The organism is Bacillus sp. FSL P4-0334 (assembly GCF_038004825.1).
Taxonomy (GTDB): Bacteria; Bacillota; Bacilli; order Bacillales; family Bacillaceae; genus Bacillus; species Bacillus velezensis.
This window is the reverse complement of the sequence record NZ_JBBORX010000001.1, coordinates 3,874,241-3,898,891: the sequence shown is the minus strand read 5'-3', so window position 1 is coordinate 3,898,891 and position 24,651 is coordinate 3,874,241. Positions and strand designations below refer to the sequence as shown.

The following is a 24,651-nucleotide window of genomic DNA, read 5'->3' as shown; positions in this document are numbered from 1 at the left end:
GGCGATGAGTCACAGAGCTGATGAAATTAGAAAAAGACTGGCCAAAAGAAGAAAACAGCGGCCTGAATCAAAACGGACTTTCGTTCAAAACGCCCAAACGCAGAATTTTCCCGCGTGGCAGACGGTCAAGGAGCAGGAAAAGCACAAGCTTCTACCGGACTACGAATATCAAACGGAACACCCGCCCGAATTTAACGGACGGCATCCATTGATCAGCGCTCATTCTATTATTTTAAAATGCCTGCTGGCCGCCTGTCTCGTACTGATCTCCGCTATTGCCTATAAAACTGACAAACAGCCGCTGAGTCAGATCAAACCGGCGATCGCACAAACCTTTCAAAAAGAATTTCAGTTTGCTGCCGTAAGCAATTGGTTCGTATCTTCCTTCGGAAACCCGCTCGCTTTTCTTACGCCGGGAACGAAAAAGAAGGACGGTCAGGTGGCGGTCAGTCAGGATATGGCCGTTCCTGCCGTGGGGAAAATCCAGCAGGACTTTCAAAATAACGGAGAAGGCGTCGTCGTCGAAACCGCCAGCGAAGCCATTGACAGCGTAAAAGAAGGCTACATTATGGAAGTGAGCAAAGATAAAAAAACAGGGCTGACGGTGAAGGTGCAGCACGCCGACAATACCAGCAGCATTTACGGCCGGCTAAAAGATGTTAACGTTTCATTGTACGACTTTGTCGATAAAGGGAAAAAGATCGGTTCGATCAAGCTCAACGATAAAAGTAAAGGCCAGTACTATTTCGCGATCCAGGATGGCGATAAATTCATAGATCCGATCCAGGTGATCACATTTGATGAATAAATGGCTCATCCTCCTTTTTAAAATTCATGTCCATCCTTTTCTTTGGATTATCATGGGGCTTGGTCTTATGACGGGGCACATCAAAGCGCTGCTGTGTCTTTTGCTGGTCGTATCCGTTCATGAGCTGGGGCATGCTGCTCTGGCTGTGTTTTTTTCGTGGCGCATTAAACGAATCTTTCTGCTCCCTTTCGGCGGGACGGTTGAGGTGGAGGAGCACGGAAACCGGCCGCTTAAAGAGGAATTTGCGGTCATCCTGGCGGGCCCGCTTCAGCATGTGTGGCTTCAGGCGGCAGCCTGGCTCTTTTTCATGTCAGGCTTTGCAAGTGAGCAGACATTTGAGATGTTTACCTTTTATAATCTCTCCATTCTTTTCATCAATCTTTTGCCGATCTGGCCGCTTGACGGCGGAAAGTTCGTGTTTTTATACTTCTCTAAACAAATGGCTTTTCAAAAAGCGCATCTCCTCAGCCTGCAGACATCGGCCGTTTCCGCGCTTTTGCTCTGCTGCTGGATTGTGCTGGCCGTCCCCCTTCAGGTCAGCGCATGGGTTCTGTTCGTCTTTCTCGCCGTCTCTTTATGGGATGAATACCGGAAGCGGCATTATATTCAGCTGAGGTTTCTTTTGGAGAGATACTACGGCAAAAACCGCGATGTCGCCATGCTGCATCCTTTGACGGTCGCGGCCGATGCCAAAGTAAAGCATGTCATGGCCGAATTCAAACGGGGATGCAAGCACCCCATTATCGTTGAAAAAGCCGGCGAAAAGCTCAGCCAGCTCGATGAAAATGAAGTGCTTCATGCGTATTTTGCCGATAAACGGACAGATTCCTCTATGGAAGACCTGCTGCTGCCTTACTAGAAATAGATTGACATATCCTTTTGGTTCTGATATATTTTTTAATGTTATGGATGTAGCACCAATGCTACAACCGCTCGGGACAGGTGATAAGAGCTTTAAAGCCCCCTGTTGCTGGCGAGTCTTAGTCTAATAGGAGGTGCAGAGAATGTACGCAATCATTAAAACAGGCGGAAAACAAATCAAAGTTGAAGAAGGTCAAACTGTTTACATCGAAAAACTTGCTGCTGAAGCAGGTGAAACAGTGACGTTTGAAGACGTATTGTTTGTTGGCGGAGACAGCGTGAAAGTCGGCAACCCAACAGTTGCAGGCGCGACAGTTACAGCTAAAGTTGAAAAACAAGGCCGTGCGAAAAAAATCACTGTTTTCCGTTACAAGCCAAAGAAAAATGTTCATAAAAAACAAGGTCATCGTCAGCCTTATACTAAATTGACAATCGAAAAAATCAACGCGTAAGCATGATTGAGGCAACAATTCGAAGATCCCGGAATGACGGGGGCATTTTGTCCTTTGAAATGACGGGACATGCCGATTTTGCTGAACATGGACGAGATCTCGTATGCGCCGGGGTCACGGCTGTCGTTTTCGGAGCGGTCAATGCGGTTATCGCGCTGGCTCCTCTCGAACCGATTCTTGATATAGGCGAGGACGGGGGTTATTTCTACTTTGAATTCCCTGAAGCCGCTGATCAGGAAGCTTTGCAAAAAGCGCAGCTGCTGATTGAAGGCATGATTGTTTCTCTTGAAACGATCGAGCGGGATTACAGTGAACACTTACGGTTGACTGCAAACCAAATATAGGAGGTGAGTTACATGCTTAGATTAGATCTTCAGTTTTTCGCTTCTAAAAAAGGTGTAGGTTCTACAAAGAACGGACGTGACTCTGAATCTAAACGTTTAGGCGCTAAACGTGCAGACGGTCAATTCGTAACAGGCGGATCTATCCTTTACCGTCAACGCGGAACGAAAATCTACCCAGGTGAAAACGTGGGCCGCGGAGGAGATGACACTCTTTTTGCTAAAATCGACGGAACTGTTAAATTCGAACGTTTCGGCCGTGACCGCAAAAAAGTGAGCGTATATCCTGTAGCTCAATAATGACACAAAAAACTCCGGTCGTTGACTGGAGTTTTTTTTGCAGTAAGCGGAGTAACATCAAGAATGAAAAGCAGAGGATGCGTGAGTGAACCCCGCCTTGAATGAGGACATCAGCTTCCCATACCCACTGGATATGTTCCCCAAGCAGTGATACCAAAAATGTTTCTGCCTGGCATCCGCATTGTATGCGATCCGAAAAAGGAACATGATGAACCAGGAAAAACAAGTGTTTTTTTAACAAAGCCTTCTCTGTTATAATTCATAGTACACACTTATCAAGACTCCTAAAAAGAAATTAAACGATTGGGAGTGCGAAAATGAAGGATGTATCGAAGAAACAAGAAGAACCTGTAAGCGATGCGGCTCTGATCAATGAGCTGATCCAATTAATGGGCCATTTCCGTCATGATTGGATGAATAAGCTGCAGCTGATAAAAGGAAACTTAAGTTTGCAGAAGTATGACAGGGTCGTTGAAATTATTGACGAAATGGTCATAGATGCAAAGCACGAATCAAAGCTCTCAAACCTGAAAACCCCGCACTTGGCGTTTGACTTTCTTACATTTAATTGGAAGTCCCGTTATATGAGGCTCGAATACGAAGTGCTCGGAGAAATTAAAGATTTATCGGCATATGATCAAAAGCTGTCGAACCTGATGAGAAAACTGTTTCATCTGTTCGGTCTGGCGGTAAATAATGAAAGTGAAAATCATCTGACCGTATCGCTGCAGACGGATCACCCTGACAGACAGCTTATTGTATATCTCGATTTTCATGGAACGATTGCAAATGCAGATGTGTTTGATGAATTTCGCAAATCCCGGCATGAGGACTTTGATGTCATGCAATTTGAGCTGACCGGCCATGAATGTGTGGCCGAAATTGGAATGAACTAGCGGTTTTTTACGGTTTAGAACGGAGGATATTATGTTTGTAGATCAGGTGAAAGTATATGTAAAAGGCGGCGACGGCGGTAACGGAATGGTTGCGTTCCGCCGTGAAAAATATGTGCCGAAAGGCGGGCCTGCCGGCGGTGACGGAGGTAATGGAGGCGACGTCGTTTTTGAGGTTGATGAAGGACTGCGCACGCTCATGGACTTCCGGTACCAGCGGCATTTCAAAGCGATACGCGGCGAGCACGGCATGTCTAAAAACCAGCACGGCAGAAATGCGGACGATATGGTTGTTAAAGTTCCGCCCGGCACAGTCGTAACGGATGACGATACAAAACAGGTCATTGCCGATCTGACTGAGCATGGGCAGCGTGCCGTCATCGCAAAAGGCGGACGCGGCGGACGCGGAAATACCCGCTTTGCGACACCGGCCAACCCGGCACCGCAGCTGTCAGAGCACGGAGAGCCCGGAAAAGAGCGCTATATCGTGCTTGAACTGAAAGTGCTTGCAGACGTAGGTCTCGTCGGCTTCCCGAGCGTCGGAAAATCTACGCTTCTGTCTGTCGTTTCATCGGCAAAGCCGAAAATCGCCGATTATCATTTTACAACGCTTGTTCCGAATCTGGGCATGGTGGAAACGGATGACGGAAGAAGCTTCGTCATGGCGGATCTGCCCGGTTTGATTGAAGGAGCGCATGAAGGAGTCGGCTTAGGCCACCAATTTCTCCGCCATATCGAACGGACGCGCGTCATCGTTCACGTCATTGACATGTCAGCGATGGAAGGCCGTGATCCGTATGAGGATTATGTCACCATTAATCAGGAGCTCAGTGAATATAATCTGCGGCTGACGGAGCGTCCGCAAATTATCGTTGCGAATAAAATGGACATGCCCGAAGCGGCTGAGAATCTTAAAGCGTTTAAAGAAAAGCTTCAGGATGATCACCCTGTCTTTCCGATCAGCGCTGTGACGAGAGAAGGGCTCCGCGATCTTCTGTTTGAAGTCGCCAACCAGCTGGAAACAACGCCTGAATTCCCGCTGTATGATGAAGAAGAACTGGCGGAAAACCGCGTGATGTACACGATGGAAGACGAAGAAATTCCATTTAACATTACCCGTGATCCGGACGGTGCGTTTGTGCTTTCAGGTGACAGTCTGGAACGCCTCTTTAAAATGACTGATTTCTCCCGTGACGAATCCGTCAAGCGTTTTGCAAGACAGATGCGCGGTATGGGCGTTGATGAAGCGCTCAGAGAACGCGGTGCTAAAGACGGCGATATCATCCGGCTTCTGGAATTTGAATTTGAATTTATTGATTAAAAAAACGGAGAGCTTGCAATGCAGGCTCTCTGATGTAAAAGGGAGGGGTGCAGGTGAAAGAAGAGACATTTTATTTAGTGCGTGAAGACGTTCTGCCTGATGCGATGCGGAAAACCCTTGAAGTCAAAAAGCTGCTCGACAGAAAAAAGGCTGAATCGGTTGCAGATGCTGTGCAGAAAGTTGATTTAAGCAGAAGCGCTTTTTACAAATACCGAGATGCGGTTTTCCCTTTTTACACGATGGTTAAAGAACAAATAATCACACTTTTCTTTCATTTGGAGGATCGGTCAGGCGCGTTATCCCAGCTTTTGCAGGCGGTGGCTGACTCAGGAAGCAACGTGCTTTCCATTCACCAGACGATTCCGCTTCAGGGCAGGGCGAATGTCACGCTCTCAATCAGTACGTCCGCAATGGAAGAAAACATTCATACGTTAATGAATAAACTGAGAAAATTTGATTTTATAGAAAAAGTTGAGATCTTAGGGTCAGGCGCGTAAGGAGAGAAGAGACATGAAAGTCGGTTATTTAGGGCCAGAAGCCACATTTACACATCTAGCAGTCAGTTCCTGCTTTCAAAACAGTGTGACACAAGCACCTTATCAAACAATACCGGCATGCATGGATGCGGCGGTTGCGGGAGAAGTTGATCTTGCATTTGTTCCTTTGGAAAACGCGCTGGAGGGCTCGGTTAACTTAACGATTGACTATTTGATTCATGAGCAGCCTCTTGCGATCGTGGGGGAAATGACGCTGCCGATTCACCAGCATCTGCTCGTTCACCCTTCGAGAGAAAATGAGTGGAAAAAGCTTGAGAAAATTTATTCTCATTCCCATGCGATTGCGCAATGCCACAAATTTCTTCACCGGCATTTTTCGTCCGTTCCTTATGAGTATGCGAAGTCAACAGGTGCGGCTGCCAAGTATGTCAGTGAGCATTCGGACCTTCCGATCGGCGTGATTGCAAATGAAATGGCCGCCGCTACATACGGATTGAGCATCGTGAAGCGGGATATTCAGGATTATCAGGACAACCACACGAGATTTGTCATTCTTTCGCCTGAAAAAGACGTCTCATTCGAAGTGAATGCGAAACTGTCTTCACGGCCGAAAACGACGATGATGGTAACGCTTCCCCAAGATGACCAATCAGGTGCGCTGCACAGGGTGCTGTCCGCTTTTTCATGGAGAAACCTGAATTTATCAAAGATCGAATCGCGCCCGACAAAAACGGGTCTCGGCAACTATTTCTTTATTATTGATATTGAACAGGCGATGGATCAGGTTCTCATTCCCGGTGCCGTTCAAGAGATGGAAGCCCTCGGCTGCCGGGTCAAGCTTCTGGGAACATATCAATCCTATTCGATATAAAAAAAGCCCTTCAGGGGGCTTTTTTTTTAATCTTTTATTAAAATACCCGCGTCGTCCAGCGCTTGGCAGGCTTGGTCAATCCGCTCTTTTGTCGGGGCGCTTAACGTATGGAGGTGCACGCCTCCGGTCAGCTGTGAAAGGTAAGCGGCATTTGTCGAGTTAATGTGCTCCATGAATTGTTTGACTTCTTTCCGTGTACTGACTCTTATGGCGGCGGTTAAATCGCCGTATACGGGGTGTTCAATAATGACGTCCTTTATGGTGACGCCTTCATCGACAATGAGTTCAAGCTCTTCTTCCGTCCGCTCCGGGCCGTGCAGACAGGCGACAATCCGTTCGGCATTTTTTTCGCCGCCGGCATTCATGCTGATGTATAAGTAGCCTTGGCTCGTCGCGATAATCGGCTCGTTTTTTGCTTTCAAAAGCGATATGTCCTGCACGATCACCTGTCTTGAGACATTTGCTTTTTTGGCCAATTCGCCTCCTGTTAATGGCGAGCCGGCTTCTTTCAGCCAATGAAGCAGCATGTCGCGTCTTTTCTCCCCAGTAAGCTTCGTTCCTTCTGTCAAATTGCTGATTCTCCTTTCTTTTGCTCCCATAGCGCCGTAAATGTATGTATCAGCATATCGAGCTGTTCACATGTTGTTTCGTTTCCGAATGAGATCCGGAAAAACTGCCGCGCTTCCAGTTCGGTTTTTCCCAGCGCCTTCATAGCTGAAGAAGGGCCGTGGCTGCCGGCGGAACATGCGCTCCCGGTTGAGATGCAAATATCGTTACGATTACATTCTAACATAATATATTGTCCTTCAAAGGAGTGAAAAAAACACCCGACAATGTGGGGCAGGCATTCACCGCCGGTTTCTTCCTCTGAAAATGAAATGGGGAGGCCTTGACGCCGAATTTGGTCATACAAATAATTCCTCAGCCTGTCAGCATGCTCACGGTGTTCCTCCATATGTTTCACTGCATACTCGGCAGCAGCGGTAAAAGCGCCGATGGCCGGCACATTCACCGTACCGGGCCTGAACCCGTTTTCATGCACGGTATGCGGATAAACCGGGTTCCAGCTGACACCGGGCCGAATGTAAACAGCCCCGGTGCCTTTCGGGCCGTATACTTTATGACCGGAGACGGAAAGGGCGTCGATTCCCTCCTGATCCGCATCAATCGGCAGTTTGCCGAAACTTTGAACACAATCGCAATGCAGCAAAATGTTTCTCTGGTGAAGAAAAGCGGCCAGACGATTCACAGGCTGGATGAGGCCGGTTTCTGAATTGGCGTGCTGTATGGAAACAAGCCCCGTGTCAGGACGGATATGAGCCGCCAGTATGTCCTCGGTTATAAGGCCGTTTTCGTCGGGATATATGATGGTGACATTAATTCCACGGTCAGCTAAAAACGCCGCGGCATTATGGATCGAATGGTGTTCCATTGCGGTCGTAATAAAATGTTTTTTGTGATCGGGCAGGCCGTGCAGCAATGATTGGACGGCCAGGATGTTCGCTTCCGTTCCGCCGCTTGTAAAGTAAATGCCGTCTGCCGCTCCGCCGATCAATTTGCCTGCAGAATGTCTGCAATATTCCAGCACGTCCGCCGCTCTTCCTCCGGCGTCATGAAGGCTGCTTGCATTGCCGTATACCTCTGTGCTGAGATGCTGAAAGACTTTCGCGGCTTCTTTGCTTAAAGGCGCTCCCGCCGCGTAATCAAGATAAATCATACAGCCCGTCTCCTATCCGTTTATGTTAAAAAAAAGCTTGAGTTTATTTTATCGTTGTGTAAATATAGGTGTCAAGACAGGTGTAAACATAACAGGAGGGTGATGTATGTCTGAAAAAACAATTATCGTCATTGGTTCGGGGACGGCGGCCCTTGCCTGTGCTTCCTCATTTCCTCCGTCATACCAAGTGACCGTCATCACAAAGAGAAACGTAACGAACAGCAATTCGCATTATGCTCAAGGCGGGATTGCTGTTTCATACGCAAAAGATGACTCTATAGAATCCCATGTGAACGATACACTGTATGCGGGATGCGGACACAATGACGTGACAGCCGTGCGGCATTTGCTGAAAAGCGGACAAACCATGATAAACAGGCTGATAGAAGGCCATTTCCCTTTTGATACGAAGTCGGACGGGACGTTTTGTCTCGGCAGGGAAGGCGCTCATTCCAAAAGGAGAATTCTGCACGCCGGGGGAGATGCGACCGGACGGATGTTAGTTGAGTTTCTGGTTCAGCAGCTGAGGGACGGCATACGGATCATTGAACACGAGACGGTTGTTGATCTGCTGATTGAACACGGACGATGCGCAGGCGTTGCCGTAAAGGATGCTTCAGGCGCTGTTTCTTACAGAAGAGCGGATTGTGTAGTGCTTGCATCAGGCGGCTGCGGCAGTCTGTACCAATATCACACAAATGATTCCGCCATAACGGGAGACGGCATCACTCTTGCCTTCCGCGCGGGAGCTGAGATCACGGATATGGAGTTCACCCAGTTCCACCCGACCCTCCTTGTGAAAAACGGGACTGTGTACGGCCTGGTTTCTGAAGCAGTGAGGGGAGAAGGCGGATATTTAGCGGATCGCTTCGGGCGCAGGATCATGGCTGGCAGACACGCGCTTGAAGATTTGGCGCCCCGGGATGTGGTTTCACGGGCGATTTATGAAGAAATGATGAAAGAAAATCCTGTTTTTATAAATTGCAGCCGAATAGCCGATTTTAAGAAACGTTTTCCGACCATAACAGAAATTTGTCAAACAGCCGGTGTTGATCTTGAAAGCGGGATTCCTGTAGCACCCGGAATGCATTTTTTAATGGGCGGAGTAAAAGCCGATACCTGGGGGAAAACGTCCGTGCCTGATTTGTACGCCATAGGCGAGACCGCCTGCACAGGATTGCACGGGGCGAACCGCCTTGCGAGCAACTCACTGCTGGAAGCGCTGGCAAGCGGGAAACGATGTGCTGAACATATCATTCAAACGCCGTTAAACGGAAGATATAAAAAAACCCCGAAGAAATCTGACGTCATCTTAGAAGTGCCGGACACAGCGCTTCATGTGCTCCAAGCCAAAATGACAACCGGAGCGGGCATTGTCAGGGAAAAAGAAAACATGCAGGCGCTGGCATCCTGGCTTAACAACGTATCTGTGCGTCATATAAATGTGAAGGAAATCACAATAGAACAAGCCGAGCTATCCTGCCTATGGAAGACTGCGCAACTTGTTGTGACCTCAGCCCTTATTCGGGAAGAAAGCAGGGGGGCTCATTTTCGCGCTGATTTTCCCGGGACGGAGAAAGAGTGGCACGGAAAACAAATCATTCATTCAACATCTGGAACAGCTATCAGAAAAAACGAAAGGATTGGGGAACTATGGACATTCTGCAGCTGAAACAAATGCTGACTCATTTTTTTCAGGAAGATATCGGAACGGGTGATGCGACGTCACAAGCGATTTTTTCTGATCAGCAATGTAAAGCGCGAATCATCGCAAAAACAGACGGCGTGTTTGCCGGAGAAGCCGTTATCCGTGAAGGATGGAAGCTTTTACACGATGATATCCGCATCCGCTCCCTGAAAAAAGACGGAGAACGGATGAAAAAAGGAGACGTGCTCGCGAAAATGGAAGGCCAGGCGGCGGCACTTCTTACGGGGGAGCGGGTCATTCTGAATCTCATACAAAGAATGTCAGGCATTGCGACAATGACGGATGAGGCCAAAAGGCGTCTTGATGATCCGACTATCAAGCTTTGTGATACGAGAAAAACGACACCCGGGCTCAGAATGCTGGAAAAATACGCCGTTCGGGTCGGAGGCGGCTTTAATCATCGCTTCGGCTTATATGACGGCATCATGATAAAAGATAATCATATTGCCGCCTGCGGATCGATAAGGGCGGCCATGGAGCGGGCAAGAAAAACGGCGGGGCAGATGCTTGCGGTGGAAGTCGAAATCGAATCCGAACAGCAGCTGCTCGAGGCAATAGAAGCGGGTGCAGACGTTATTATGTTTGACAACTGTCCGCCTGAGTCCGTCCGGCGTTTTGCAGGTATGACACCGGGCCATATCAAAACGGAAGCATCCGGAGGCATAACGCTCGACACATTGCCCGCTTATAAAGGAACGGGGGTCCAATATATTTCACTCGGATTTCTGACTCATTCAGTAAAAAGCGCCGACATCAGCATGGATGTTGAGGCAGCGGAACAGGGGGATTTTTAAGATGTCTATTTTTGACGTGCTAACTGCATCAGCCGAAATGATGCCGAGCCATTATAAAGACATGAGCACTGGAGAAATGGAAAAGCGGGTCGCCGCCATTAAACGGGCTTTCGGAAAGCGCCTGTTCATTCCGGGGCATCACTATCAAAAAGACGAAGTAATACAATTCGCCGATACGGCAGGTGACTCCCTGCAGCTTGCTCAAGTGGCAGAAAAAAATAAAGAGGCGGAATATATTGTGTTTTGCGGCGTGCATTTTATGGCGGAAACCGCTGATATGCTGACTGATGATAACCAAACCGTCATTTTGCCCGACATGCGCGCCGGATGCTCGATGGCTGATATGGCAGATATTCAGCAGACGGACAAAGCATGGCAAGAGCTTCAAGAACTGTACGGTAACACCATCATTCCGTTAACATATGTTAACTCGACGGCGGAAATTAAAGCATTCGTCGGACGGCACGGGGGAGCGACCGTCACCTCTTCAAATGCCCGGAGTGTGCTGAAATGGGCTTTTAAACAAAAAGAGAGAATTTTATTTTTGCCGGATCAGCATTTAGGCAGAAATACGGCCTATGACCTCGGCATTCCGCTGACAGAAATGGCTGTATGGGACCCGGTGCAGAACCGATTGCTTACTGACCATCCGGAAAACATTAAGGTTATCCTTTGGAAAGGGCATTGCTCCGTACACGAAAAGTTTACAGCGGAAAATATTTCTCAGCTGCGGCAGCGGGATTCCGGCATCCGCATTATCGTTCATCCGGAATGTTCGCGGGAAGTGGTCTCGCTCAGTGACGACAGCGGGTCTACCAAATACATTATTGATACGATCGAACAGGCTGAACCGGGAAGCAAGTGGGCGATCGGCACGGAAATGAATCTTGTCCAGCGCCTCATTCACTCGCATCCGGATAAACAGATTGAATCATTGAATCCCGATATGTGTCCGTGTCTGACAATGAACAGAATCGACCTGCCGCATTTATTGTGGTCGCTTGAGCAGCTTGAAAAAGGCGAGCCGAAAGGTGTCATTAAAGTTCCGGAAGCGGTTCGGACAGAAGCGCTTCGTGCTTTGAACAGAATGCTGAGTCATACGTAATCATAAAAATTTCCCCTCCTTCCCAAATTTTTTATCATCATGCCCAGTCCATCGGCATATAGTGTGAAGAAACGTATTGTAATGACAAATGTACCGTTCACGTTTTGTGCATAGGAGGGGAAAACGTTGAAAATTCATATCGTTCAAAAAGGCGATTCGCTCTGGAAAATAGCTGAAAAATACGGAGTTGATCTTGAAGAGTTAAAAAAACTGAATCATCAGCTTAGCAATCCAGACTTAATTATGCCTGGAATGAAGATAAAGGTGCCTTCAGAAGCCGTTCCGGTCAGAAAAGAACCTAAGGCCGGCTTCGGAACGTCTGCGCATAAGTATGAGCATCCATATGCCAAAGAAAAACCGAAATCAGTTGTGGACATTGAAGACACCATACCGGAAGAACCAAAGCCGTCAATTCCGTATGTGCCGCCAATCCCTGAAAAGCATGAAAATGTGCTGCCGGAAGCTGATATGAACCAATATTACCCGTCCAATCAGCTGTTTCAGCCGTGGTCGCCTCCTAAGCCGGAGGAACCGGTGACACATTTTGTCGAGCCGAAAGAAAAAGAGCATGACAATAACATTCCACAACAGGAGGAAATGATCAACATGGAAAACGCGAATTACCCGAATATGCCAAAGGCGCCTGAAGCCGGAAAGATGGAAGAAGAAAACGCCGCTTATCATCTGCCGAACATGCCAAACATTCCGAATGTCCCGTTTCCGAATATGCCGGCCGTTGAACCGTCTTTTATGCATTATCCGATGCCGTGCATGCCTTGTCCTTGTCCGGTTCCGGTGACACCGATGCTGCCGGGTTCGGGACTATGCCATCCGTGCTTCCCGGTAGGCGGAGGTTTCGGCGGTTTTGGAGGAGGTTTTGGAGGCTTTCCGGTCATGCCGATGCCGTTACCGTACGGATTCCATCATCCGGGATTTGGGCCGCATGCGGGTTACGGTGAATATGAAAACCAGGCCCATGAAAATGCAGAGCATTATGATGGTTCTGCATCTGGTTTCGGCGGTGCTCCGTACGGTCAAATGCCGTATTACGGCGGATATTCGTCACATTACGCAAACGCGCCTCATCATGATGGAAAATATAAGGATGATGATTGCGGCTGCCATGATTCACATCATCACCACCACCATCACCACGGTTCACTTCACCATCACGCAAATATGCCTGTGCAGCCGTATCCGAATATGGGTGCAAACGCCGGATATTTTATGCCTTACGGCGGAGCAAATCCTAATGCCGCGCCGAATCAGCCGAGTCCAAATCAAGTATTCGGACGGCCGGAGGAAGAAGAAGATTAATGTTTCGGGACGATGTATGTCGTTCCTTTTTTTATGTCCAACTGAGGAATGGACATAACTGACAAGCTTAAACCCGCCGCCCGCCGCGCATCCTAAACATGAGCGGAAAACGCTCAAAACAGCGATGAATCCACGGGGGGTTTTTCCATTGGGTAAAAAACTGATGACGATCGCGGGCGTTTTAGCCGTGACGGCAAGCTTAACGGCATGCGGAGCAAATAATGCCATGAATGACGGACGCTACAACCAGTCAACACGTCCGGTTGGATATTATTCGAATGATAATGGTAACGGCAGAGGCCAGTACGGAATGGACCATCAAGGACCCGTTTCTGAAATGATGGAAAACCGAAACGGCCGTCATAATACGACAAACGTGTCCGACCAGTACGCGCCTAATGACGGGGTTCCGTTAACGACGGACGGCACATATAACGGCCGAAATGCCAATACGCCGCCGGCAGCAATGTCTTATAATGGGTATGACAACGCCGAAAACATCAGGTTGGCGGCAAAAGTTGCAAACCGCGTGAAAAAAGTAAAAGGCGTACAGGATAGTCAGGTTATCGTGACTGACACGAGAGTCGTCATTGCCGTCAGAACAAATCATCCTTTTACGAAAACTGATGATAAACATGTCAAACATGCGGCCAAAAAATTCGCGGACGGCCGTACAATTCAAGTGTTTACCGACAACGCTACTTTTACAAAGCTGCAAGACATGAACAGAAACAGCCGTTAAACGGGACTGCCGGATGATTTCATCCGGCAGTATTTTTATGAATAAAGCTTCATCATTTCTTTACATATTCTTAAAACGCTCTTTATATTGCGGTGTTAACATAAAAGTAATAAAACGTAACGGAGGGGCCGGAATGAAAAAAACGGAGCATGACAAAAGCCGCGGAGCAAAAACTGTGTATCTGACCGTAAGGGGATACCGGCTCAAACTGACGCCCGGACAAATGAAACTGATTTCAGCCGGCCGGGCATAATCATCGCAGCAGCCCTCATTTAGAGAGCTGCTTTTTTTCGGCTGAAACAGACAAATGAAAGAAAACGATTAAGCACCGGCATCTTTGGTCAAACTAGCATCAAGAGTTTGATTGAATAAAGAGGTGTTATTGGTGAAACGAATTTGCGGTGCTCGTCTATTGTTTATGCTTGTCTTATCGGCTGCAGTCCTGATTTGCGGAGGAAAAGGCGCATACGGGGCGGAGGTTGAGCATTACGGGCCGCTTCGGGTGCACGTCCAGCTGGAAAAGGTCTATCTGGACGGTGATGTCGGCATCGAACATACGGATGAAACCGTTTTGGCGATGGAGGATTTTTGGGCCGCATATGCCGGCTGGACGCTCGTTGAGCAGAAAAAAGGCTTCGTCCTTTTCCGTAAGCATGTTGATGACATTTCTCCGCTCAGTAAGGTTAACGGTTATATCGGGGTCACGGACGGGGGCGTCATCTCCACTTTTCACGGCCGTCCCGGATCGCTGGCCGAGCCGATTCAATCTTTCTTCCAGATTGATATAGAAAGACTGGAAAGCCGATTGCAAAAGCACTTGGAACACGGCATACCGTACAGGACAAAAGCGGAGTTTGAGAGCGTGATCGATCATATTAAGACTTACAGCGGCTGACTTTGACGCAAGACATGTGACACATGTCTTTTTTTTCTGAATGGAAGGTGTCAAAGCGAACATACGTTAACTTTTCTATAAGACTTTGGCTGTTTTTGTGTTACAATGATAAGCAGTCAAAGAGGTGAATAGGTGTGATTGAATTCGTGAAGGGGACGATTGATTATGTATCTCCCCAATACATCGTGATTGAAAACGGCGGAATCGGCTATCAGGTCTTCACTCCGAATCCGTTTATTTATAAGGTAAGCAATCAAGAGACCATTTTTACGTATCATCATATAAAAGAAGATGCCTTTTCTTTGTACGGTTTTTCAACCCGGGAAGAAAAAGCGCTTTTCACAAAGCTGCTGAACGTCACCGGCATCGGGCCTAAAGGGGCGCTCGCCATCCTCGGTTCCGGTGACCCCGGAGCCGTCATCGAAGCGATCGAACAGGAAGATGAAGCCTTTTTGGTGAAATTTCCGGGTGTGGGCAAAAAAACGGCGCGGCAGATTATTCTTGATTTGAAAGGCAAACTGGCCGACGTCGTGCCTGAAATGATTGACAACCTGTTCAATCATGAAGCGCGCATTGAAAAACAAGAGGCTGAAACGGCGCTTGACGAGGCGCTTGAAGCGCTCCGGGTTCTCGGCTACGCCGAAAAAGAAATTAAAAAAGTGCTTCCTCACTTAAAAGAGGAAACGGCGCTTTCAACAGATCAATATGTAAAAAAAGCATTGCAAAAATTATTAAAGTAAGGTGATGTTCATGGATGAACGGCTCGTTTCAAGTGAAGCAGACAGCCATGAATCAATAATCGAGCAAAGCCTCAGGCCGCAGAATCTCGCCCAGTATATCGGCCAAAAGAAGGTGAAAGAAAATCTGCGCGTGTTTATCGATGCGGCGAAAATGAGGCAGGAAACGCTGGACCACGTTCTTTTATACGGGCCTCCGGGTCTCGGGAAAACAACGCTTGCGTCTATCGTGGCCAATGAGATGGGTGTGGAGATGCGGACGACGTCAGGTCCCGCCATCGAAAGACCGGGGGATTTGGCAGCCATTTTGACGGCGCTCGAACCAGGGGATGTGCTGTTTATAGACGAAATTCACAGGCTGAACCGCTCAATTGAGGAAGTGCTGTACCCGGCGATGGAGGATTTCTGCCTTGATATTGTCATTGGAAAAGGCCCGTCCGCCCGCTCCGTCCGTCTCGACCTTCCCCCTTTTACGCTTGTAGGAGCGACGACAAGGGTCGGATTATTGACCGCACCGCTCAGAGACCGGTTCGGGGTGCTGTCGCGCCTTGAATACTATACGCAGGAAGAGCTGACAGATATCGTGTCAAGAACGGCTGACGTTTTTGAAGTGGATATCGAAAAAGCCCCGGCTCTGGAAATCGCCAGACGGTCAAGAGGAACGCCGCGGGTTGCAAACCGTCTGCTCAGAAGGGTGAGAGATTTTGCCCAGGTGCTCGGCGACAGCCGCATCACGGAAGAAATCGCTCACGACGCGCTCGAACGTCTTCAAGTCGATGCGCTCGGCCTTGACCATATCGACCATAAGCTGCTGATGGGCATGATCGAAAAATTCAGCGGCGGTCCCGTCGGTCTTGATACGATTTCCGCGACAATCGGCGAAGAACCGCATACAATAGAGGATGTGTACGAACCGTATCTGCTGCAGATCGGATTTCTTCAGAGGACGCCGAGGGGACGGGTCGTGACTCCGGCTGTGTATGAACATTTTCGATTGGAGGCGCCCGCCCGTGACTGACTTTCCGAAGGTTCTCATGGTTCTCGGTGCCGTTTTGCTTATTGCCGGCGCAGTCTGGCACTTTGTCGGAAGGCTGCCCGGAGATATTTTCGTTAAGAAGGGAAATGTTACATTTTTCTTTCCCGTTGTCACTTGTATTGTGATCAGTGTGATACTATCCATTCTGCTTAATTTTTTCGGCAGAATGAAATAACAATAGACAGAATTAAGGTGAAATGATGAAAGTCGATTTATTTGATTTTGAACTGCCTGAACGCCTCATTGCCCAAGTGCCGCTTAAAGAGCGTGACGCATCGCGGCTGATGGTGCTCGACAAACAGACGGGCGGGCTGACGGACAGTTCATTTAAAGAGATTGTAAGCTTTTTTAATGAAGGGGATTGCCTCGTCTTGAACAATACCCGTGTGCTGCCTGCAAGATTATTCGGCACAAAAGAAGATACGGGAGCGAAAGTGGAGCTTCTGTTATTAAAACAGGAAGAAAATGATACATGGGAAACGCTCGTAAAGCCGGCGAAACGCGTAAAAAAAGGAACGGTCCTGACATTTGGCGACGGCCGGCTGACAGCGGTCTGCACGGAGGAGCTTGATCACGGAGGCAGAAAAATAGAATTCCGGTATGACGGGATTTTTTACGAAGTGCTTGAATCACTCGGTGAAATGCCGCTGCCTCCTTATATTAAAGAGCAGCTTGATGATAAAGAACGGTATCAGACCGTCTTTTCAAAAGAAATCGGATCTGCCGCAGCTCCGACGGCCGGACTTCATTTTACGGAAGAGATTCTGGACGAGCTGAAGCAAAAAGGTGTGCGGATTGAATTTATCACACTTCATGTGGGACTCGGCACATTCCGCCCGGTCAGTGCGGATGATGTGGAAGAGCATAACATGCACGCGGAATTTTATGAAATGACGGAAGAAACCGCCGCCTCTTTAAACGAGGTCAGAAAGGCGGGAGGGCGTATCGTGTCGGTCGGGACGACATCAACGCGCACCCTGGAAACCATCGCCGGCGAGCATGCCGGCGAATTTACCGCTTCAAGCGGCTGGACGTCCATCTTCATTTATCCGGGATATGAATTTAAGGCGATTGACGGCATGATCACCAATTTTCATCTGCCGAAATCTTCCCTTATTATGCTCGTTTCTGCGCTTGCCGGCAGAGAGCATGTTCTTTCCGCCTACCGTCATGCGGTAGAAGAGGAATATCGTTTCTTCAGCTTTGGCGACGCCATGCTGATTATCTAATTTGAATGACAGGAGGCCTCATACAAAGTGGCTGAACAACCGATACGTTATGAATTTATAAAGGAATGCAAACAAACGGGAGCGCGCCTGGGCAGAGTCCATACGCCCCACGGCTCCTTTGAGACGCCTGTATTTATGCCGGTCGGCACGCTTGCTACGGTAAAGACGATGTCTCCGGACGAGCTGAAATCTATGGATGCGGGCATTATTTTAAGCAATACGTACCATTTATGGCTCCGCCCGGGACATGACATTGTAAAAGAAGCGGGCGGGCTTCATAAGTTTATGAACTGGGACCGCGCGATTTTAACGGATTCCGGCGGTTTTCAGGTCTTTTCATTGAGCAAGTTTCGTAATATAGAAGAAGAAGGCGTTCATTTCCGCAATCACTTAAACGGAGACAAGCTGTTTTTATCTCCGGAAAAAGCGATGGAAATTCAAAACGCCCTCGGCTCTGATATCATGATGGCGTTTGATGAGTGTCCGCCGTATCCGGCAGAGTATGATTACATGAAACGCTCTGTGGAACGGACCAGCCGCTGGGCGGAACGCTGCCTGGAGGCGCACGGGCGCTCAGGTGAGCAGGGGCTGTTCGGAATCGTACAGGGCGGAGAATACGAAGACCTGCGGACACAAAGTGCAAAAGACTTGGTTTCGCTTGATTTTCCGGGTTATGCCATAGGCGGGTTATCTGTCGGCGAGCCGAAGCACGTCATGAACCGAGTGCTTGAGTTTACAACTCCGCTTTTACCGAAGGACAAGCCGAGATATTTAATGGGTGTGGGTTCACCGGATGCCTTAATTGACGGCGCCATTCGCGGCGTGGATATGTTTGACTGCGTACTGCCCACCCGGATTGCCCGAAACGGCACGGTGTTTACGAATGAAGGGCGTCTGAATATGAAAAACGCCAAATATGAGCGTGATTTCCGTCCGATTGATGAAGAGTGCAGCTGCCATACATGCAAAAATTACTCCCGCGCTTACATCAGACATTTGATCCGCTGTAATGAAACGTTTGGAATTCGATTAACAACTTACCATAACCTTCATTTTCTGTTACACTTAATGGAGCAGGTCAGACAAGCCATCCGGGAGGATCGTCTTGGTGATTTCCGAGAAGAGTTCTTTGAGCGTTACGGCTATAATAAGCCAAATGCGAAAAGCTTCTAAATAAAACCATTCTTGAAGGGAGGGAAACAGATGGGTACTTTAGGTACAATCGTTCCTATTATTTTAATGTTTGCAGTGCTTTATTTCCTGCTCATCCGTCCGCAGCAAAAGCAGCAGAAGGCCGTACGCCAGATGCAGGAAGAGCTGAAAAAAGGGGATTCAGTGGTGACAATCGGAGGATTGCACGGCACTGTTGAGTCAATTGATGAAAGCAAGGTCGTCATTAAAACAGGTGATAACACCCGTTTAACATTTGACCGCCGCGCAATCAGAGAAGCTTCCGCTGAATAACAGCGAAGCTCATACATACAAAAAAAGAGCGGAGAATCCGCTCTTTTTTTATTACGCTGATCTGCTTCCTTTCAAATTCACTCCGAAAATGCCGCCCAGCATACTGACTCCCAAAAAGCCGAGATGAAACAAAAGCTGACCGGATGTAAACGTTTTTCCGAACCCTAAATATTGAAACAGCAAGATGATTAATGAAAAACAGACGGCGGTTAACGCTCCGATCATCCAGCCTTTTTCCTTCGCTTTGCCGCCCGATATAAAACCGCCCGCAAATAAAGAAAGAAAGGAAAGCGCGGTGATCAGCCAGCTGAAAGATGACTCTTCCATTGAGGTAACCGTCAGTAAAAGCGAAATCGCCAAACTCGTAAGAAGCATCACCGCAAAGATAGCCACTAAGCCGTACAAGACGCCTCTTCCCACTTGTTTCGTTTCTTCCATTTTTATCTCCTCTCCGCCCTGCGGCCTGATATATGACAAGCCGGAGCCCGTCTTTTTCTAAATGTATTCTCTGAATGTTCGAATTAGACGTAAATGCATGATGTTCAGCCCGTTTCTTACATAATTCAGAGCCGATGGCAAATGCTATGACCGTTGGAGGTGCGATATGGAAGATATTTTCATTATTACGTTTCGTACGATTGTGCTTTATTTTATCATTCTTGTGATTTTCAGACTGATGGGAAAACGGGAAATCGGAGAACTGAGCATTTTAGACCTTGTCGTCTCCATTATGATTGCCGAGATTGCCGTATTGGCAATTGAAAATGTAAAAGATAAGCTTTTGCATACGATTGTGCCGATTGTCGTTTTAATGATTATTCAAGTAAGCCTTGCTTTTATTTCGCTCAAAAGCCAAAAAATACGGCAGCTGCTTGACGGAAAACCCACCATTATTATAAAACAGGGAAAAATTGATGAACGGGCGATGAGATCGCAGCGCTACAATTTTGACGATCTTCTTATGCAGCTGAGGGAGAATAACATCGATAGAATCTCTGACGTGTCATACGCCATTTTGGAGTCTTCAGGCAAACTGTCGATCGTCAAAAAGAAAAACAATAAGGATAAGCAGATGGAAACATCGCTTATCGTTGACGGGGTCATTCAGAACGAGCATCTGGACAGAATCGGGAAAGATAAACACTGGCTCGAAAAAAATTTAGCAAAAAGAGGATATCGCGATCTTTCGGTTATATCATTCTGCACGTTTACGGACGGCGCTTTTTTTATTGATCTTAAAGATGAAAAAGGGGAGCCGTGAATCGGTTTCACCGCGTCACGAACTTGCCGATGACCGGAATCCGGATCAGCTCTTCCCTTTTAATCAGCCTGAATAACAGAAGAAGCGCTATATACAAAATCGCGGTCATTGCAATCCAGCCTGTGAGATTAACAGCCTCTGACCCTGAAAAATGAACGGTGTGCTTGATGATGCGGCTGACATAACCGCAAATGAATATGACGGCAAAACAGAGCGCGTATTCTTTTATTTTAATGCTGATCGGAAGCACCTTGCTTACGGTGGCCGCATGCAGCAGGGTGACAAGGACCATCCCCGTTACAATCGCAAGTGCGGCGCCCATGATGCCCAAGGAAGGCCTGGTCGCCAAAACAAAAATTAGGCCAGTTTTGACAGCGGCGCCGATAAAACTGTTCATCATGGCGGCCCCGGCTAAATTGAGAGCCTGCAGCACCGCCTGAAGGGGCCCCTGAAAATAGTAAAGCAGAAAAAACGGCGCCATCACTTTAACAAATACCGCCGCATTAGTTGATCCGTACATGACGGACATCAGTTCATCAGCGAAAGAGAATAAAATAACCACCGAAATGCCTCCGCTTAAAAGACACAGCCTCATCGCCTGTTCCAGACGGTATTCGACAACTTGCAGCTTTTTTTGCTCCATTCCTTCACTGATCGCAGGAACAAGCGCCGTTGACAGAGAATAGGTTATAAAGCTGGGCAGCGTCAAAACCGTCATGGCAAATCCGGTCAGCTCCCCGTACTGGCTGGTGGCGGCAGCGGTGGCCACTCCTGCAATCGCAAGGCTTTGCGCGACGACAATAGGTTCAAAAAACCAAGATAAATTTCCGATGAAGCGGCTTCCGGTTGTCGGGAGCGACACGCTCATCAGCTGGCGGAAGGTTTCTTTTCCATTTGCGATCGACTTGAAAAATTGTTTTCTGATTCTGATTGTTTTATTTGCTTTAAAACAAATGAATAAATAAATAAGAGAGGCAAGCTCCCCGATGACAGACGAAATCATGGCTCCGGCTGCGGCATATTCAATCCCGTACGGCAGAAACACCGTCGTGCAGACCGCGACAAGTGAAATCCGCACGATCTGCTCAAGTACTTGGGAAAACGCCAGCGGGTTCATATTCTGCCTGCCCTGAAAGTAACCGCGCAGCACGCTGGAGATCGCGATAATCGGCACGACGGGCGTAATCGCCAGAAGCGGGTAAACCGTGCGCTGATCCGTCAGCATCGTTTCGGACATAATCGGCGCAAAGCATAAAAACAGCGGCGTGAAGATGAGACTTAATATCCCGGTGACGGTAAGCGACATCACTAAAATATGTTTCATTTTCTGCCGGTCCCCCCGCGCGCTCGCTTCAGCGACAAGTTTGCTGATGGCAACGGGGAGGCCGAATTGAGTCAAAGTGGTGGCCAAGAAAAATGTCGGGGCAGCCATCATGTATAAACCGACCCCTTCTTCACCGATAAACCGGGCGATAACCACCCGGTTGACAAAGCCGAGCATTCTCGTAATCATCCCGGCTGCGATGAGAATAAGAGTGCCCCTTAAAAAAGTCTGTTTTGCCATTTTATAAACCCCTGCCTTCTCAAACTACCTGGAATCATATACAATAAAGATATGCGCCGATGTCGTCCGAGCATGACAAGTCTTCGAGAAAAATGGAAAAAGGAGCGAGCGCCCAGTGGAGAAACATCCCGCCGAAATGTACAAAGATCATTTGCGGCCTTTCTTGTACAGTAAACTTGAAGAGTTCAAAATCCTCGGATACGATGATGTTGAGCACGAGAGTTTATGGTCATACTTAATACATAAAAAGTGGAAACAGAAAAAGGAACTGCCGCTGCATGAATTGGCCGGTCATATTTTATCAGTTAAAATTGGCGATTTTATGAACTATGCAACCGTTGAAGCTTTTAAGTCGTCTAATTGGCTGGAAAGCGATGAGGGTCAGGAAGCTTTAGATGAACTGCTGAGATAATGATTTGACGGCATAGGTTTAAGGAGGAAATACATAATGAAAAAAGGACGCTTGATTGCGTTTTTCCTGATCGTATTATTGATCGGCACAGGGCTGGGGTATTTTACAAAACCGGCTGCCAATAATATTACGTTAGGATTGGATTTACGCGGCGGGTTTGAAGTTCTGTACGATGTGCAGCCCGTCAAAAAAGGCGATAAAATCACAAAAGACGTGCTCGTCAGCACGGTGCAGGCGCTGAACCGCCGGGCTAACGTTCTCGGCGTAAGCGAGCCGAACATTCAGATTGAAGGAAATAACCGCATCCGCGTACAGCTGGCGGGCGTCACGAATCAGAACAGGGCGCGCGAAATTCTGTCAACGGAAGCGCAGCTCTCGTTCAGGGATACGAATGATAAAGAGCTGTTAAACGGCTCTGATCTCGTGGAAAACGGCGCGAAGCAAACCTTTGATCCGACGACGAACGAACCGATTGTCAGCGTTAAGCTGAAGGATGCGGATAAGTTCGGCGAAGTGACGAAAAAAGTCAAGAAAATGGCGCCTAATAATCAGCTTGTGATCTGGCTTGATTACCAAAAAGGCGATTCATTTAAAAAAGAAGTCGGCAAAAAACATCCGAAATATGTATCCGCTCCGAATGTGAGCCAGGAATTAAACACGAAGGATGTCACAATTGAAGGCCAGTTTACCGTTCAAAAAGCGAAGGATTTGGCCAATATTTTAAACGCGGGCGCGCTGCCTGTGAAACTGACCGAAAAATACTCTACTTCAGTAGGGGCGCAATTCGGACAGCAGGCTTTGCATGATACGGTAGAGGCCGGCATTATCGGTATTGCAATTGTTTTCTTATTTATGCTGCTTTATTACAGACTGCCTGGACTCATAGCGGTAATTACGCTTTCTGTATACGTGTATATTACGCTTCAAGTGTTTGACTGGATGCAGGCGGTGCTGACGCTTCCGGGTATTGCGGCGCTCATTTTGGGTGTCGGGATGGCGGTTGACGCCAACATCATCACCTATGAACGGATAAAAGAAGAATTGAAGCTCGGCAAATCCGTCCGCTCAGCTTTCCGTTCAGGGAACAGACGGTCATTCGCGACGATTTTCGATGCGAACATCACAACGATCATCGCAGCGGTCGTGCTCTTTATTTTCGGGACAAGCTCTGTAAAAGGGTTTGCGACGATGCTGATTTTGTCAATTCTGACAAGCTTTATTACAGCTGTCTTCCTTTCAAGATTCCTGCTCTCCCTTCTCGTGGAAAGCAGATGGCTTGACCGGAAAAAAAGCTGGTTCGGCGTCAAGAAAAAACATATTATGGACATTCAAAAAACGGATGAAAATACTGAACCGCATACGGCATTCCAAAAATGGGATTTCACGAGCAAGCGAAAATATTTCTTTATTTTCTCAAGCGCTGTAACCATTGCGGGAATTATCATCTTACTGGTCTTTAAGCTCAACCTGGGAATCGATTTTGCAAGCGGCGCGCGGATTGACGTGCAGAGCAATCATTCTTTGACGGCGCATCAGGTTGAAAAAGATTTTGATTCTCTCGGCATGGAGCCGGAAAACATCGTGCTTTCTGGTAAAGAGAACCATGTTGCCGCGGCCCGGTTTGTCGGAGAGCCATCTAAAGAAAAAATCGCTGAAATCAAAACGTACTTTAAGGACAAATACGGATCTGAACCGAACGTCAGCACGGTATCGCCGACAGTCGGAAAAGAACTGGCCCGTAATGCTTTATATGCTGTCGCCATTGCATCAATCGGCATCATTATTTACGTATCAATACGTTTCGAGTACAGAATGGCTATCGCCGCGATTGTATCCCTGCTGTATGACGCTTTCTTTATCGTCGCGTTTTTCAGCATTACAAGGCTGGAGGTCGATGTCACCTTTATCGCCGCTATTCTCACCATAATCGGTTACTCGATAAATGATACGATCGTTACATTTGACCGGATACGCGAGCAGATGAAAAAACGTAAGCCGAAGTCATTTGCCGATCTGGAACATATCGTGAATCTGAGCTTGCAGCAAACCTTTACACGTTCGATCAATACGGTCTTGACCGTTGTGATTGTTGTCGTCGTGCTGCTCATTTTGGGCTCATCGTCAATTACAAACTTCTCCGTCGCTTTATTGGTCGGTTTATTGACGGGCGTTTATTCCTCTCTTTACATCGCCGCGCAGCTGTGGCTTGTATGGAAAGGTAAAGAATTTAAAGGGAAAAAATCAATCGAAGAGTAAAATGGGAACAGGCTGTCTTCCGGAAGGCAGCCTGTTTTTTCAGGCCGCATTGAACTTAAAACCTGCATTT

29 protein-coding genes and 1 other annotated feature are annotated in these 24,651 nt (G+C 47.8%); of the genes, 25 read left to right on the top strand and 4 right to left on the bottom strand.

Annotated features, from left to right (window positions below):
- The first annotated feature begins 4 nt into the window (after positions 1-4).
- The 9 genes from NSQ37_RS19650 to pheA all read left to right on the top strand — a co-directional run bounded on the left by NSQ37_RS19650 (position 5) and on the right by pheA (position 6,344).
- The gene (locus NSQ37_RS19650; protein ID WP_059368034.1) at positions 5-808 is read left to right on the top strand and encodes a M23 family metallopeptidase; all 804 of its coding nucleotides are present in this window, start codon (positions 5-7) and stop codon (positions 806-808) included.
- Entirely contained in the window at positions 801-1,667 is an 867-nt protein-coding gene (locus NSQ37_RS19645; RefSeq protein WP_033574183.1) for a M50 family metallopeptidase, read from the top strand. Before NSQ37_RS19650 ends, NSQ37_RS19645 begins: the two co-directional genes overlap by 8 nt.
- A 58-nt stretch (positions 1,668-1,725) precedes the next feature.
- Positions 1,726-1,799, top strand: a sequence feature (ribosomal protein L21 leader region).
- 13 nt (positions 1,800-1,812) lie between these two features.
- Positions 1,813-2,121: a 50S ribosomal protein L21 gene (gene rplU, locus NSQ37_RS19640; protein ID WP_003152660.1), complete on the top strand. Its 309-nt coding sequence runs from the start codon at positions 1,813-1,815 to the stop codon at positions 2,119-2,121.
- 2 nt (positions 2,122-2,123) lie between these two features.
- The gene (locus tag NSQ37_RS19635) at positions 2,124-2,465 is read left to right on the top strand and encodes a ribosomal-processing cysteine protease Prp (protein ID WP_012118103.1); all 342 of its coding nucleotides are present in this window, start codon (positions 2,124-2,126) and stop codon (positions 2,463-2,465) included.
- A gap of 12 nt (positions 2,466-2,477) precedes the next feature.
- The gene (gene rpmA / locus NSQ37_RS19630) at positions 2,478-2,762 is read left to right on the top strand and encodes a 50S ribosomal protein L27 (protein WP_003152662.1); all 285 of its coding nucleotides are present in this window, start codon (positions 2,478-2,480) and stop codon (positions 2,760-2,762) included.
- A gap of 317 nt (positions 2,763-3,079) precedes the next feature.
- Complete coding sequence (locus NSQ37_RS19625; RefSeq protein WP_007408171.1) at positions 3,080-3,658, top strand: sporulation initiation phosphotransferase B; 579 nt, start codon at positions 3,080-3,082, stop codon at positions 3,656-3,658.
- 31 nt (positions 3,659-3,689) lie between these two features.
- Positions 3,690-4,976, top strand: coding sequence for a GTPase ObgE (gene obgE / locus NSQ37_RS19620; RefSeq protein ID WP_007408172.1), 1,287 nt, complete (start codon positions 3,690-3,692; stop codon positions 4,974-4,976).
- Between the two features lie 53 nt (positions 4,977-5,029).
- Positions 5,030-5,473, top strand: a complete 444-nt coding sequence (thrR, locus tag NSQ37_RS19615; protein ID WP_007408173.1) for a transcriptional regulator ThrR — start codon at positions 5,030-5,032, stop codon at positions 5,471-5,473.
- Between the two features lie 13 nt (positions 5,474-5,486).
- Positions 5,487-6,344 (top strand): prephenate dehydratase, encoded by an 858-nt coding sequence (pheA, locus tag NSQ37_RS19610; RefSeq protein WP_003152668.1) that lies wholly within the window; start codon positions 5,487-5,489, stop codon positions 6,342-6,344.
- Positions 6,345-6,370: 26 nt separating this feature from the next.
- Here pheA and NSQ37_RS19605 read toward each other — a convergent pair whose 3' ends face one another.
- The gene (locus NSQ37_RS19605; protein ID WP_033574182.1) at positions 6,371-6,913 is read right to left on the bottom strand and encodes a transcription repressor NadR; all 543 of its coding nucleotides are present in this window, start codon (positions 6,911-6,913) and stop codon (positions 6,371-6,373) included.
- Positions 6,910-8,061, bottom strand: coding sequence for an IscS subfamily cysteine desulfurase (locus tag NSQ37_RS19600; protein WP_341124537.1), 1,152 nt, complete (start codon positions 8,059-8,061; stop codon positions 6,910-6,912). The genes NSQ37_RS19605 and NSQ37_RS19600 overlap by 4 nt, the downstream gene beginning before the upstream one ends.
- 106 nt (positions 8,062-8,167) lie before the next feature.
- Here NSQ37_RS19600 and nadB point away from each other — a divergent pair, with 106 nt between their 5' ends.
- The 13 genes from nadB to yajC all read left to right on the top strand — a co-directional run bounded on the left by nadB (position 8,168) and on the right by yajC (position 19,088).
- Positions 8,168-9,733: an L-aspartate oxidase gene (nadB, locus tag NSQ37_RS19595; protein ID WP_085342227.1), complete on the top strand. Its 1,566-nt coding sequence runs from the start codon at positions 8,168-8,170 to the stop codon at positions 9,731-9,733.
- A complete protein-coding gene (gene nadC, locus NSQ37_RS19590; RefSeq protein ID WP_025285055.1) occupies positions 9,715-10,563 on the top strand; it encodes a carboxylating nicotinate-nucleotide diphosphorylase in 849 nt (282 codons plus the stop codon). The genes nadB and nadC overlap by 19 nt, the downstream gene beginning before the upstream one ends.
- Position 10,564: 1 nt before the next feature.
- Positions 10,565-11,668, top strand: a complete 1,104-nt coding sequence (nadA, locus tag NSQ37_RS19585; RefSeq protein WP_012118097.1) for a quinolinate synthase NadA — start codon at positions 10,565-10,567, stop codon at positions 11,666-11,668.
- Positions 11,669-11,794: 126 nt separating this feature from the next.
- Complete coding sequence (gene safA / locus NSQ37_RS19580; protein ID WP_341124534.1) at positions 11,795-12,985, top strand: spore coat assembly protein SafA; 1,191 nt, start codon at positions 11,795-11,797, stop codon at positions 12,983-12,985.
- A 148-nt stretch (positions 12,986-13,133) separates the two neighbouring features.
- The gene (locus tag NSQ37_RS19575) at positions 13,134-13,727 is read left to right on the top strand and encodes a YhcN/YlaJ family sporulation lipoprotein (RefSeq protein ID WP_025285053.1); all 594 of its coding nucleotides are present in this window, start codon (positions 13,134-13,136) and stop codon (positions 13,725-13,727) included.
- 133 nt (positions 13,728-13,860) lie between these two features.
- Complete coding sequence (locus NSQ37_RS21290) at positions 13,861-13,980, top strand: hypothetical protein (RefSeq protein WP_007612850.1); 120 nt, start codon at positions 13,861-13,863, stop codon at positions 13,978-13,980.
- A 132-nt stretch (positions 13,981-14,112) separates the two neighbouring features.
- Complete coding sequence (locus tag NSQ37_RS19570; protein ID WP_025285052.1) at positions 14,113-14,622, top strand: intercompartmental signaling factor BofC; 510 nt, start codon at positions 14,113-14,115, stop codon at positions 14,620-14,622.
- A gap of 134 nt (positions 14,623-14,756) precedes the next feature.
- Complete coding sequence (gene ruvA, locus NSQ37_RS19565; protein ID WP_003152683.1) at positions 14,757-15,362, top strand: Holliday junction branch migration protein RuvA; 606 nt, start codon at positions 14,757-14,759, stop codon at positions 15,360-15,362.
- 10 nt (positions 15,363-15,372) lie between these two features.
- Entirely contained in the window at positions 15,373-16,377 is a 1,005-nt protein-coding gene (gene ruvB, locus NSQ37_RS19560; RefSeq protein WP_007408185.1) for a Holliday junction branch migration DNA helicase RuvB, read from the top strand.
- Entirely contained in the window at positions 16,370-16,570 is a 201-nt protein-coding gene (locus NSQ37_RS19555) for a DUF2905 domain-containing protein (RefSeq protein ID WP_003152687.1), read from the top strand. Before ruvB ends, NSQ37_RS19555 begins: the two co-directional genes overlap by 8 nt.
- Before the next feature lie 25 nt (positions 16,571-16,595).
- Positions 16,596-17,624 (top strand): tRNA preQ1(34) S-adenosylmethionine ribosyltransferase-isomerase QueA, encoded by a 1,029-nt coding sequence (gene queA, locus NSQ37_RS19550; protein WP_015240297.1) that lies wholly within the window; start codon positions 16,596-16,598, stop codon positions 17,622-17,624.
- A gap of 27 nt (positions 17,625-17,651) precedes the next feature.
- The gene (gene tgt, locus NSQ37_RS19545; RefSeq protein WP_025285051.1) at positions 17,652-18,797 is read left to right on the top strand and encodes a tRNA guanosine(34) transglycosylase Tgt; all 1,146 of its coding nucleotides are present in this window, start codon (positions 17,652-17,654) and stop codon (positions 18,795-18,797) included.
- A gap of 30 nt (positions 18,798-18,827) precedes the next feature.
- Complete coding sequence (gene yajC, locus NSQ37_RS19540) at positions 18,828-19,088, top strand: preprotein translocase subunit YajC (RefSeq protein ID WP_012118091.1); 261 nt, start codon at positions 18,828-18,830, stop codon at positions 19,086-19,088.
- Between the two features lie 51 nt (positions 19,089-19,139).
- Here yajC and NSQ37_RS19535 read toward each other — a convergent pair whose 3' ends face one another.
- A complete protein-coding gene (locus NSQ37_RS19535; RefSeq protein WP_003152697.1) occupies positions 19,140-19,526 on the bottom strand; it encodes a TIGR04086 family membrane protein in 387 nt (128 codons plus the stop codon).
- 166 nt (positions 19,527-19,692) lie between these two features.
- Here NSQ37_RS19535 and NSQ37_RS19530 point away from each other — a divergent pair, with 166 nt between their 5' ends.
- The gene (locus tag NSQ37_RS19530) at positions 19,693-20,349 is read left to right on the top strand and encodes a DUF421 domain-containing protein (RefSeq protein ID WP_003152699.1); all 657 of its coding nucleotides are present in this window, start codon (positions 19,693-19,695) and stop codon (positions 20,347-20,349) included.
- A gap of 7 nt (positions 20,350-20,356) precedes the next feature.
- Here the strand turns inward: NSQ37_RS19530 and spoVB are convergent, their stop codons facing one another.
- The gene (gene spoVB, locus NSQ37_RS19525) at positions 20,357-21,913 is read right to left on the bottom strand and encodes a stage V sporulation protein B (protein WP_038459361.1); all 1,557 of its coding nucleotides are present in this window, start codon (positions 21,911-21,913) and stop codon (positions 20,357-20,359) included.
- A 115-nt stretch (positions 21,914-22,028) separates the two neighbouring features.
- Between spoVB and NSQ37_RS19520 the strand changes: the two genes are divergently transcribed.
- On the top strand, positions 22,029-22,325 hold the full coding sequence (locus tag NSQ37_RS19520; protein WP_007408189.1) for a post-transcriptional regulator: 297 nt from the start codon (positions 22,029-22,031) through the stop codon (positions 22,323-22,325).
- Positions 22,326-22,361: 36 nt separating this feature from the next.
- Positions 22,362-24,581, top strand: a complete 2,220-nt coding sequence (gene secDF, locus NSQ37_RS19515) for a protein translocase subunit SecDF (RefSeq protein WP_033574175.1) — start codon at positions 22,362-22,364, stop codon at positions 24,579-24,581.
- The last annotated feature ends 70 nt before the right edge of the window (positions 24,582-24,651 follow it).